This window comes from Bradyrhizobium genosp. SA-3 (genome assembly GCF_004212635.1).
Taxonomy (GTDB): domain Bacteria; phylum Pseudomonadota; class Alphaproteobacteria; order Rhizobiales; family Xanthobacteraceae; genus Bradyrhizobium.
This window is the reverse complement of sequence record NZ_PSRT01000011.1, coordinates 42,434-54,460: the sequence shown is the minus strand read 5'-3', so window position 1 is coordinate 54,460 and position 12,027 is coordinate 42,434. Positions and strand designations below refer to the sequence as shown.

Sequence of the window (12,027 nt, the reverse complement as noted above, 5' to 3'; positions counted from 1 at the left end):
TAAGTGATGCCCCAATCTTCCCGTTCACGTACGATTCCTCGCCACCCCCAGATGGAGGACCGAGCTTCTCCCCGGTGCCGGCGAGATCCTCCTGGATGCTGGTGCCTGGAAAGTGTACGCCCTCGTCGCACATGACTGCCGGTATCACGTCGTTGCGCTTGAATGGAGCGGCCTTGTCAGGGTGTGGGTCGGGTCCGGCTTGAAGGCAATTGAGCGACCTGGATCGCTGGCCGTTTAGCAACGGTCAGTTTGACACCTTTCGGCGAGTCGCCGCAGAACATGTCGTCCTGCTTTGCTAGGCTACGTCGAGCCGACTCCAGATGAGTGGCACGTGTCCCTCTCTGAAAGCGATCGCCAGGCTGGCAGCATCTCTCGGTTCTGCACGCCGCTTCGCGGCGAGAACGTCTCACGGATCAATCATCGCCAAGGTGAGCGTGCCGTGGTTGACGGCTGGTCCAAAGCGTGAGCCCCAGGGTGAGCCGGAGTTCCATCGCGTCTCGGCACTCAATGAACGCAAGTACCTCGGCGGTGAGGCGCTCTGGTTCGACGGATCGCACCTCCGAGCCGTTCTGCTCGCGTTGGCTCCTCTGCAGCGCCTGCTCGTTGATGGCGAGCTCGCGTTCGACGCGGTCTACCGCGCGGTCGAACAGGTTGACGGTTGAAAAGAGCAGATCATCAAGAGATCGTCCTTGTCGCCCGCCATGGATGAGCTCCCTTGCCTTTTCGGCCGCGCCCATGGCCGCCTTCATGGCGATCAGCGACGGCAGGCGGGATGGGGCAGAATCCGAAGCGCGGCGGAGGTCCGTAGCGCAGCGCAGGATGGCTAAGGTTCGCGGCTGCGTTGTCTCGCGATGCGAAGGCGCGGGGCGTACGCGGGCGGTGTCCGCCGACGAGCGGAGGGCCAAAAGGAAGCAAGCTTACCGAAAGCTGGCATGGCCGCGCCAGGAAGGAGTCGTGGTCGACTGCTAAGTTCGGATTGGTCAATATACTGAAGCAAGCGCCCGCTCGCCGGATGCGGCCAGGCCCGGAAAACCGAGGCCTCAGCCTCATACTGCGCGAGAGATCGAAGCCGGCCGAGACGCTGCCTGGCTCGGCTTTAACGGGAGCTTGCGTGTCGCTGGCCGCACGCGTAGTAAGAAGCGCTAAGCGAAAAACTCAACCTACTGGAAGTCGGACTTCCTCTCTGGCCTTTGTCATCGCGTCGTAGATTCTGATCTGGAGCATGGGACGGCGCTTCTTGAGCTCCTCCGCTTCCGCCCATGCTCCATCTCTGCTCGCGTACTCGGTCTTGAATTGACCATCCACTTCGAGCACGTAACCGGAAGCGGGCAGTCGAGGAGTGGGTGCGACCATTTTGTTCCTTTAGTGAAAAGTCCGATCACAGGCCCCGCCTGAGCCGAATCGCCTTGGCCGGGCCAGCAAGATATTGTGCGAATCGATGGTGCGATGCGAGGGACATCTAACCATCAAGAATTGAGCGCGCCATCAAGACATCCACTACCGCTTCCGCTGAATGCTCTAGGGTCTGCTCCATGGTCCTGAGATGAAGCTCCGGTGTTGTTGGTGCTTCGTAGCACGAATCGATCCCGGTGAAGTTCTTGATCTTGCCGGATTTCACCTTTGAATACAGGCCTTTTGGGTCTCGCCGCGCGCATTCCTCGATCGGCGTATCGACAAAGACTTCTATGAACTCTTCCTTGCCAACCAGGCCGCGCACCCTGTCCCGTTCGGCCCTAGAGGGCGAGATGAACGAGCAGATCACGATCAAGCCGCTGTCCGCCATCAACTTGGCAACTTCACCGACACGCCGAATGTTCTCCACGCGGTCCACCTCCGAGAAGCCAAGGTCGGCGTTCAATCCGTGCCGGAGGTTGTCGCCATCCAGCAGCATGGTATGCCGCGACATCGCAAACAGCTTTTGATCAACCAGGTTGGCAATCGTCGACTTTCCCGCGCCAGACAGGCCAGTGAACCAGATGACGCAAGGCTTCTGATTCTTGAGCGCGGCGCGCTCCCTCCTGTCCACGGATAGCGCTTGCCTAGCAATATTGGTGGCCCGCCGTAGCGGAAAGGCTATCATGCCGGCCCCGACCGTACGATTCGTGTAACGATCGATGAAGATAAATGATCCGGTCTTTCGATTGACGTCGTAAGGATCGAATACTGCGGGCATTGCGGTTGCAACATCGCAGAAGGCGATCTCGTTGAGGGAAAGCGTCCCGGCGGCCAGATGCTCACAAGTGTTGACGTCGATCCGATGCCTAATTGCGATAATGCTGCCGGCAATCGTCTGCGATCCAATCCGCAGGACGTAATTGCGTCCGGGAGCGAGCGGCTCCTTGTCCATCCAGATCACATAAGCGGCGAACTGGTCGGCGACCTTCGGTCGGTCGTCCGGTCGCGACAGAATGTCGCCACGGCCGATATCGATTTCGTCTTCCAGTGTAATGGTAACCGCATCGCCGGCTTCGGCGCCGACAAGGTCGCCATCGTGGGTCACGATCCGCTTGACGCGCGAGGTCCGGCCCGACGCGGCGACAACGATCTCGTCTCCTGCCGAGATCCTCCCGGAAGCCACCGACCCGGCATAGCCCCGAAAATCCGGGTTGGGCCGGTTCACCCATTGGACCGGAAAGCGGAAACCCTGGCTTGCGGTGCCGGACGGGATGTCAATGCTCTCCAAATGCTCGAGCAGGCAGGGACCATGATACCAGTTGGCACGAGCGGAGCGGTCCACGACGTTGTCGCCGTAGCGCGCCGAGATCGGGATCGGAACGATCGAGGTGAAGCCGAGACCGGCGGCAAAGGCCAGATAGTCACGGGCGATCCGATCGAAGCACTCCTTGTTGTATGCGACAAGATCGATCTTGTTCACTGCCAGCACGACATGACGAATACCGAGCAGCGAACAGATAAAGGAGTGGCGGCGGGTCTGAACCATCACGCCTTTGCGGGCATCGATCAGGATGATGGCGAGCTGAGCATGCGAGGCGCCGGTAGCCATATTTCGGGTATACTGCTCGTGACCGGGAGTGTCGGCCACCATGAAGGAGCGCCGCGGCGTCGTGAAGAAGCGGTAGGCGACATCGATCGTGATGCCCTGCTCCCGTTCGGCCTCCAGCCCGTCCATGAGCAGCGCGAAATCGATGTCATTCCCGGTGCTACCGTGCTTGATGCTGTCGCGTTCCAGCACCGTGAGCTGATCGTGGTAGATCATCTTGCTGTCGTGCAGTAATCGGCCGATCAACGTCGATTTGCCGTCGTCCACCGAGCCACATGTGATGAATCGCAGCTGATCCTTTGTCCTGGCCGGGACCGGTTCCGTCGGCTTTGTAAACATCAAAAGTAGCCTTCCCGCTTCTTCTTCTCCATTGAAGCGGCTTCATCGGTATCAATTAGGCGCCCCTGGCGCTCCGACACAGTCGCAGTCTGCATTTCTGCGACGATGTCTTCGATCGTCGTCGCATCGGATTCAATAGCCCCGCTCAAAGGATAACATCCAAGCGTACGAAAGCGGATCATCCGCATTTCCGGCGTCTCGTCGCAATTAAGCGGCAATCGCTTGTCGTCGATCATGATCGTCGCACCATTTCGACGCACTATCGGTCTTTGTTTTGCGAAGTAGAGCGGAACGACCGGAATCTTCTCGAGCATGATGTATTCCCACACATCGAGCTCGGTCCAATTTGACATCGCAAACACTCGCATGGTTTCGCCCTGGCGGATCCGTGTGTTGAACAGGCTCCAGAGCTCCGGCCGCTGGTTACGGGGGTCCCATACGTGTCCGGCCGAACGGAAGGAGAGTATCCGTTCTTTTGCGCGGCTCTTTTCCTCATCGCGCCGGGCTCCACCAAAGGCCGCATCAAATCCGTGGAGGTCGAGCGCCTGCTTCAGCGCGTCGGTCTTCATCACCTGGGTATGGAGCGCGGAGCCGGAATCGATTGGATTGATCCCGCGCGCGATGCCCTCCTTGTTGACGTGGACGATCAGGTCGAGGCCGAGCCGCCTGGCTGTCGCGTCCCGGAAGCTGATCATCTCGCGGAACTTCCAGGTCGTGTCAACGTGAAGCAGGGGGAAAGGCACTTTTGCCGGATAGAACGCCTTGATTGCAATGTGCAGCATCACGCTCGAGTCTTTTCCGATCGAGTAAAGCATGACCGGCCTTTTGAACTCGGCGACCACATCACGCATGATTTCAATCGATTCAGCCTCGAGACGGCGCAGATGTTTCGGCAGCATATATCTTCTTTTCGATGCAGGATCTCTGTTCTTCGCCGTTCTATGGCTCCAGCCCGGAGTGGGGAATATCCGCGGCGGAAACGGCCGGCCAAGAGGCAGGCTCCTCCATGAGGTCAAGCCCCATTGGACAGCAGACTTGCAGACGCGGCAGCATATCGCATTCCGCCCGCTGGTGCGGCCGGCGCCTGCGTCACACCTGATCGGGAGATCAGCTCGTGCGGGTTAAAGATCTTGGCTAAATCAACCAGCGTGTTTTGATCGCAAGCATTCAGATCGCCCTAGGAGATATTGAGGATCTGCTCAAGCCGCGCGACCTCGCCTCTCAACATCTCGATAGCCGCGTCGCGGTTCTCCGAAACGTTCCAAGCAGTGTGGACCGGCGCTCCAGTGTGAGAAGGGCCGGATAATGCTCCCGTCTTGGTACTTCGCAAATCCCACCATGTTCGGAATATCCGACGATAGAGTTCGGTTACCTCCCCTCCCTTATCCAGCACTCCGGCTTTCTGTGCATGCAGCAGTTCCTGCTCATATCCGAGTTCTAGCAAAAGCTCAGCGCCGACCAAATCAGTCACGGTTTGCATCTCTTCGACGCTCAATTGAGATTGCCATGACTTGACAGAGCTTTCGTCGACGGCGTTTCGTTCTAGGATTTTTCGATCCCCAAAGCTGCTGGATCGAAGATAATCTGCTTGTCTCATCCCAGCCGATGCGACGGCCGCTGGGTCACAGCCGAGCCCCGTCAACAGGCGCCGGATTTCCTCGTCCGGATGCGCCACGAGCAGTTCGTATTGCACGAACTGTGTCTGCCGGCGAGTGCGGTGCGCGGCGAGCTTGGGAAGGCCCAGAACCAAATCGGCGAGTGAAGTTATGATGACGTCGGGCAGACGGAGCATGAGATCGACGAGACTGGATACGCTAACCGAATGCGAGCTTTCTGTCCGCAGTGGGATGCCCCACGTCGATTTCAGTGAAGCGGCGATGGCATAGGGATTGCGCATCAGAAGGATGTGTGGCGCTTCTGGATAGACAGATTCAAGAAACTCAAGCACCGTCCAATAGCGTGGTGTCTTGTCTATGATGATGCGCTTGCCCGCTTCTGCCAGATACTGATCGTATGCTGCATCGGCAAAAGCGCGGCTGACGATCGGGCGATCTATCCGCCCCAGGAATTCGGAGGTCGCGGCCTCAATCAGTGAGCTGCCCGCCGGGTGACGCTGATCCACCCTGCCAAATGCTTCAAGCGCCAATATCAACCAGGGTTCAGGCGGAGCCACGATGTCTGGATGGTGCTGGAGCAAGTGCGCCAGGAGTGTCGTCCCGGATCGCGGAAGACCGAGGAGAAAGCACACCGCAGGCGAACGGCCAAAACGTCCGCTCATCGTTCAGACCCTCGTGCTTGAAAAGCGAACCTCGTCCCCGCTCGTTCGATCGAGCCAAATAAAGCCAGCCGCGGGATCGCTTGGGGCCGACGGCTTGCGTACCAAGCGTCAATAGGACAAGAATCTTTCCTGCCACCCATGATGTGAGATCCGTTCAGTTCGATCGATTGGGCCGGATCACAGAAAGGTTCGACACCGGCAATCGCGCCTCGGTTGCTCGACAGCTGAGCCCAAGTCAAGGGCCAACTCAATCGCACGAAGATTGCCTGCGGATATGGGAAGGTTGGAAAGAACTATACGGAGGTTTACCGAATAACCGTCCGCGGCAGATGGAACGTTGCTACCTATAATCGGCACGTTGCTGTTTGCTGCGCCATTTGAAACGTAAATGCGACATGCACCTCGCTGATGCTCGGCGTACACCAAAGAAATTCGGCTAAGGCGAGCGGGGCAAAGAAGCAGATCATATCGCGGACATCTCACTTGGCAGGGCGCATCAATCTTGTCAGCGGGTATTGATCCTGACGCAACTTTCCCTGAATGCTGCCGCTGGCCCGTCAAGACACTGAGCCATAGCTCCGGCCAGCCTGTTTTTCGCAAGCCCGTCCCTCCGAATAATACCAAGTATTTGATTTACCTGCTCTTGCAGCGTTGTTCTCCCTATTCGGCGCTAGGGACGCTTGTCAAGGACAGAACCTGACCTAAGATGCCGCCGGATTTACCTGATCCAGCAAGCGCGCTTGGCCGCATCTCTACTGACGGAGATGTGATTGTCCGACCGTTCATGTGGGAGATCAGATTGATCAATGCGTGTCTCGAAGAACTTGCCAAATTCTGCCAATGTGCTGGGCATCACTGGGCCACGATGGACGATCCTGATGGCGGTAGCCTATTTGGGCAAAGAAAAGGGTGTACTGCTCAACCTGGCGTCACGATCGATGCACGTCGACCCTTCCTTCGTGAGCACCCACTATAAAGCTGCTAGAGAAAAACGTTTCCTGCGGCGCAAGTCCTCCGCGAGCGATGCCCGGATCGTGCATATGTCGCTGACGGCCAAAAGGCGCAAGCATCTCGCGACTTTGGCGCCACGACAGAAAGCGCGGGATGAGCTCGCATTTGATGAATTCGGTGTTGACCCATCCAGCGAGTTCATTGCCAAGCTTGTTACAGTGAGGCATCGTCTGGAGAGGGCCCGCTCTGGGATTCAGAAGAGCAAACGCACGACCGTCAGAAATGAAGCTAGCTAACCATGTCCAGTCTGCCATCCTTCGAGTATTTCTTGAAGCAGCGCGGTCGCAGGTGGTTGTGGTCCGTTCACAACGCCGAGGGCGCGCAGGTGATGACGGGTTCAGGACGTAACCGCTCCGCCGCCATCTATCAAGCTAACAGAGCGCTTTTTCAATTGCTGCTGAGCGCGCCATATCGCTTTGGAGCTCGAGCTAACCGACAGGTTCGGCGGCGTCCGCTTGCGCCCAAACTTTAGCCTGGCATGAGCTTCGAGGATGCCCCATTCGCGAGGTTGTTTCCATTTGGCTAAAGCGGTCAGCCGATTGTTCGGCCCAGCGCGGCCAAGACTGCCTCGCCGAAGCTGAAGAAGCTGCTGGCGAACGGATGCTAGAGTCGGCCCCTACGGGAGTTCGTCTGGGAGTGGTCAGCTTCTCGAAACGCTAACGCGCCTCGGACTGGGCGATGTGGCCCCATCGCATGCATGCCGGGACCGAGTGTGTCGGGGCTTTATCTTCGAGACAGGGCTATGGCTAAGACTATGTCTTCACTCGCGATCATACATCGCAAGCGGCCGTCGAAACGATCAAAGATGAGGAGGCGTTGGAGCCCGTTCCGCGACATTGAAGGCCATCCAGCACGTGCGTGAAAAACTCTCTCAGCGCGGATCGGCAAAGCTAATGTGCGACAAAGTTTGTATGGCCATGGAGGGCGGCCCGCGAGCCGCCCTACCGCGCCAGTGGCCAGCGTTGCTCAAAATTACCGCTGATGTCCGAGTCCGATTCCGAGATTTAAGGCCTTCTGGCGTAGCGCACCGACACTGCGTTTGGTCATTTTTGCTATTTTGATGACCGGAGTTCGAGCCTTCGAATGGACTTTGAGCTCTTTGATATCTGCCTTCGTCCACTCGCGCCGCTTAACGCGTTTCTTGGTTGCTTTTTTCACGATGAATGCTCCTTTTGAGAGGAGCGGCTTGTAACACAGTTTTTTCGGAGCGACGACCGTAAAAATGAGACAATCATAGGAACTCGCGCCGGGGTATAAGCTCGGTCATGCTTTCGGAAGACAAGGCGTCTGGACTAGTGCAGCTGTGGAATTGTAAACTTCGTACAGACGCCGTGTTGAGAGGCTTCGTTATAATTAAATGCAGCCCCAATCGACGCCTTTCTATTCGAAGCTAAGCACGTAGACTAACATGTTCTGGGATGAGCAAGCCAATCGCGATGAACCTCAACACCTGCAACTCGGGGAGGTTCGTGATTTGTATTAAACCTAGAGCGATCAAACATCGAGGCCCTGGAGACATCGTGGCGATCTCTTACTATGGTCTCCTTATGACGATTGGCGCGCTGCCTTATCTAGACGCCAGGTCGGTCTCGTCCGTCGTCCGGGCTCGGCTCAACGCGTCGGAGGGGCAAAGTGTGGCCGGATGAACAACTTTCACTTCTTTAGAAGAAGGACAGAGAACGGAAAGATGTTGTGGTTTCAGCGTCCGCGATGATTTCTTAGAGAGAGGCGGCCGACGTGAAGTCACGGGCCGCGCTTCAGCTTTGATCGCGCGCTTTTCGTCCAATTCGCTTTCGGTGTGATGTATCCAATTTCGCGTAGAGAGACCGCGGCCCCTTGATGGTCCTCGACTCGAGCGAGCCGGTTATCGGTGAGGTTCACGCGTGCCGAGGTCGGATCCGGAATGCTCGACAGATTGCGCTCGATCTCATGCAGCCCGCGCAATTGATGCCCTCTACCCCAATTCAAGATCATCATGCCCAATCTCGGGGATAAGATGTTTGCTGAAAAAGCAACGACAAGCCTTCGAGATGACATGCTGAGGCCACTCGATGGCTTCGTAAGGAAGCCACACTCCAGGTCGGAACGCCAGAGGCGGTCAGAGCGCTGAAGGACCGGGCAGAGTCCCTCGCCCGGCGACGTCGTCAACCAATACGCAGATTCTCCGCACTGATTTTGCCTCAACGACCGGCCTTCATCTCGTAACTGACCCGGGCGCCTTCCGCGAGATTGGTGTAGCCGGCCTTCTCGACCGCGCTGATGTGCACGAAGACGTCAGCTCCTCCATCCTCAGGTTGGATGAAGCCATATCCCTTGGTCGCGTTGAACCACTTCACAGTACCCATTGCCATTGCATTATCTCCAAACTGAACTTGCGCGATCTAATCGGAGTACGTGGCCATCAGCAAGGGATTGAGCGGCAAGCCGTCACGCTGATAGGCCTTTGCGCGGGCTCAATCGCTTGCCGGGCAGCGCTTTCTGCACGCGCTCGTTCGCAGCTGCGAAGACACCAGGGACGGCTGCTCATCTTCGGGCTCTTGCGCGATCTCCCGCTCAACCTGACCCTGCATAACACCCCGATCTAGCTGTTCGAGCGTCTCAAGAGACTTCCTTCCCTCCTCGGTGATAATCCAGCACCCGGCCTCTCGCTCGATCAGCCTTTGGCCGAAAACATCGAGCTGGGGCGCGCGGCTTGCGATGCGCTTCATACGCGCCGGCCACTCTGGGCCGCTGCTATAATAGATGGCCAAGTGTTGTTTAACGACTTCAATGCTCGCCCGTCCGTGCGGCTGGCCGGCAAGTATCTTCAGTATGGACAGCTGAAAACTCACGCGCGCACGCCATCGACTCAAGGAAAAGCTCTATAATACTTATCCTGAGGGAAGCCGCAGCGCCGTGCGGCGCTTTTTCAAAGAAACCTTGCTCCCTAAGCCTAATGAAGCAGGATTCCCATCTGCCGTCGACGCGGTAAGCAAGTTTCTCGACCGCATCGGCGACATCCTGCCCAGAGAGTTTCGAAGACTGGCTCAGCGTGGATAGCCGCGTTGGCTACGCGTGTGACGAGGTCTCAACTGCCGCCTTCGACCGATTTGAGATCAAACTACGTCGGTGGTAACCGCGCTGTTGCACATCTTGGCGAATGACATCGCTCACCGAACGCACCGCCCGCTTCTTTCGCTTCCAATTGCCGTCCAATCCCGCGGGGATCGCAAAGCCTCGCGGAACGACCAAAAGATCGTGTCTTCCGTTCAAATAAATATCGAACATGTCGTCCCTCGTTTGACACGAGCGTAGATCGCCGGTTCATCCATTTGGTGACATCGAAGCAACAGTCGCGTTTAAAGACTGCGGCTCCTTCCTTTTCACCAATGTCGCAAGGAACACAATGGGATAGATGACCCAGACGATGGTGAGCCAGAGATCGGCGTACCACTTCGGCTCGGCGTATTCCTTCGACTGGGTGGTGCCGAACAGATAGCGGTGCCCGCGACCAGAACAAAAACATTGACACACACCATAGCCGACGACCACTAACCACGGCGCGAGATCGCCAGTCAGTCGCGTGCGGCGTCTTCTGCACGACGTAGAACGAGGTCGCGATAAGCACGTTGCCGCCGAACGCAAAGATCATAGCCGACGTATGCAGCGGGCGGAGTCGCCCGAAGCTCGTCCAGGACAGACCGAAATCAGTGCAGGCCAAGCAAGCTGTGACGCGATAGAAGACCGATGGAAAACCCGGTGATGCCACATCGCCAAGCGAATTTGATCGGACCGAGTTGTAGCTCGGCCGACCGTTCATCTCCGCCGGCGGTAGTCGCGCCCGCCGTTCATAGTGGCGATTGAGGATGACGGCGGCGACGGCCAGACTGGCGGCGAAAGCCAACAATGCGCAGAAGGTAAACGCCGGATCGTGTCCCATCGCTCCGGCAAAGAAGCAAGCGTAGGCAGAAACAACGAATGCAGACATCAGGCCTGCTTCACCCATGTCGTGGCTTTCGAGGCGGCGATGGGCTTGTCCTGTGTTGGCCTTCTTTGAAATGGGGCTTGCTCAGGAGTCAAGATCTTCGGCGAGGAACTGATTGAGCGCGATCGATCGCGAAAGCGCAGCGGGAGGATATCTCACGACCGAGCCGCGGGGCCTGTTCGTTTGGGCGGTCTTTGAGCGGATTGCATGGTTCTGCCTCTCGAGGTCGGCGGCGCAGCGGGTCTTGGCCTGACACAGGCCGCACACCCGCTGCCTCGCGCAATACGTCTCCTTGGCGGCAGCAAGCGCATTCTCGGAAAGACCGGCAAGTGAGAGGCGCTTGCTTAAGGCTTCAGGAGAGCCCGGTCTTTGCGCCATGGTTAGAAAGGCGGATGTGGACAGATTAAGCTCACGTGCGATCGCATCGATGTCCTGCGGGCTCAAGTGAGTCGGTTCGGATTTCCGGGACGGATCGCTCGTAACCGGCTGAGCAGATTCCTAAACCGACAAGGGCATCGATATGTGCAGATTGGCCAAACATGCATGCTCTTCGAAACAGCCATAGCTGCAGGAGGCAGACTTGTTTTTGACATCAATCAAATAAGACCGATTTGTGGGAGCAAATCCTTCGATCCGGATGGCGCGCCGGTACGACGCTTGGCGGAGCGCTGCAGAGCCAGTTGAACGGCAGGCTGGCAAACCGTCCAGCGAGGTCCGCTTAGGTGTCGTGAGACAACATGGCGCCTGCCGAATTGACGACAGCATCACGAGTTGTTCTCTCAAATCGACGGTCGGCACGACGCTGTCCGGGATCGCGCCTAGATTCATGGATTGACTCCCAATTCAATTCGCAGACTTCCCTGGCCAAACTCAAGCTAACCACCCCATGCCGGCGGCAATGCAGGCGGGGTTCGAAGCTCGATCACATCGGCGAAGACTGTCCAATCGCGGACACTCTTTTGCTTGCAGAAATCGGTCTCCGCCTGCTGTGCAGCAGCACTCAGCGAGGCGGCATCGATCTTGAACGCCGCCTGACAGGCACGATGCTCATGGCCGGTATCGTCACAAACGGTCTTAATGAACCGAACGTTAAATGAAGGCATGGCACCGTCTTCCTGTGGGTTTGCTTATCCGCCATTCTGCCATTCGCGCCACAAGAGTATTTGATCTGCCTCAAGCAGCATCCCCAGGAGGTTGTCCGCTCCTCGGAGATGCGGTCGAGACTTGGGCGGCGCGGCGCGAGCGCTCCTGTTGTCCCGCAGCCCCCGCAATCGCTATCTGTCCGGCTTGGCGGACCGCACTCTGTTTTGAGCCGAGCGACAGCGCCTTCTGGTCTGCTCATGCCCTCGACCAACAAAATTGAGTCGATGATCGAGGAATGTCTTAAAGAGACGATTGAGAGCAGCATGCGCCCTCACGCCCGAGATGCCGGCT

9 protein-coding genes and 2 pseudogenes are annotated in these 12,027 nt (G+C 57.6%); 1 reads left to right on the top strand and 10 read right to left on the bottom strand.

Annotation, left to right across the window (positions count from 1 at the left end):
• Window positions 1-413 precede the first annotated feature (413 nt).
• From CWO91_RS05410 to CWO91_RS05390, 4 genes and pseudogenes are all read right to left on the bottom strand, one after another.
• Window positions 414-749, bottom strand: a complete 336-nt coding sequence (locus tag CWO91_RS05410) for a hypothetical protein (protein WP_130212545.1) — start codon at window positions 747-749, stop codon at window positions 414-416.
• Window positions 750-1,459: 710 nt separating this feature from the next.
• Window positions 1,460-3,340, bottom strand: a complete 1,881-nt coding sequence (gene cysN, locus CWO91_RS05400; RefSeq protein ID WP_130212543.1) for a sulfate adenylyltransferase subunit CysN — start codon at window positions 3,338-3,340, stop codon at window positions 1,460-1,462.
• Window positions 3,340-4,245: pseudogene (gene cysD / locus CWO91_RS05395) on the bottom strand (sulfate adenylyltransferase subunit CysD); the annotation flags it as partial. The gene cysN and the pseudogene cysD, both read right to left, overlap by 1 nt.
• 272 nt (window positions 4,246-4,517) lie before the next feature.
• Window positions 4,518-5,618, bottom strand: coding sequence for a sulfotransferase family protein (locus CWO91_RS05390; protein WP_130212541.1), 1,101 nt, complete (start codon window positions 5,616-5,618; stop codon window positions 4,518-4,520).
• 806 nt (window positions 5,619-6,424) lie between these two features.
• On the opposite strand from CWO91_RS05390, the gene CWO91_RS05385 reads away from it, so the two are divergent.
• A complete protein-coding gene (locus tag CWO91_RS05385; RefSeq protein ID WP_130212540.1) occupies window positions 6,425-6,865 on the top strand; it encodes a MarR family winged helix-turn-helix transcriptional regulator in 441 nt (146 codons plus the stop codon).
• A 736-nt stretch (window positions 6,866-7,601) separates the two neighbouring features.
• On the opposite strand, the gene CWO91_RS05380 is transcribed toward CWO91_RS05385, so the two are convergent.
• The 6 genes and pseudogenes from CWO91_RS05380 to CWO91_RS05345 all read right to left on the bottom strand — a co-directional run bounded on the left by CWO91_RS05380 (window position 7,602) and on the right by CWO91_RS05345 (window position 11,696).
• On the bottom strand, window positions 7,602-7,787 hold the full coding sequence (locus tag CWO91_RS05380) for a hypothetical protein (RefSeq protein WP_076829490.1): 186 nt from the start codon (window positions 7,785-7,787) through the stop codon (window positions 7,602-7,604).
• Window positions 7,788-8,809: 1,022 nt separating this feature from the next.
• Complete coding sequence (locus CWO91_RS05370) at window positions 8,810-8,980, bottom strand: cold-shock protein (RefSeq protein ID WP_130212539.1); 171 nt, start codon at window positions 8,978-8,980, stop codon at window positions 8,810-8,812.
• A 102-nt stretch (window positions 8,981-9,082) separates the two neighbouring features.
• The gene (locus CWO91_RS43650) at window positions 9,083-9,460 is read right to left on the bottom strand and encodes a hypothetical protein (RefSeq protein WP_208752986.1); all 378 of its coding nucleotides are present in this window, start codon (window positions 9,458-9,460) and stop codon (window positions 9,083-9,085) included.
• A gap of 517 nt (window positions 9,461-9,977) precedes the next feature.
• Window positions 9,978-10,614, bottom strand: a pseudogene (locus tag CWO91_RS44050) (cbb3-type cytochrome c oxidase subunit I); the annotation flags it as partial.
• Window positions 10,615-10,677: 63 nt separating this feature from the next.
• Window positions 10,678-11,037 (bottom strand): hypothetical protein, encoded by a 360-nt coding sequence (locus tag CWO91_RS05350; protein ID WP_130212537.1) that lies wholly within the window; start codon window positions 11,035-11,037, stop codon window positions 10,678-10,680.
• Window positions 11,038-11,468: 431 nt separating this feature from the next.
• Window positions 11,469-11,696, bottom strand: a complete 228-nt coding sequence (locus tag CWO91_RS05345; RefSeq protein WP_084674912.1) for a hypothetical protein — start codon at window positions 11,694-11,696, stop codon at window positions 11,469-11,471.
• Window positions 11,697-12,027: the final 331 nt, after the last annotated feature.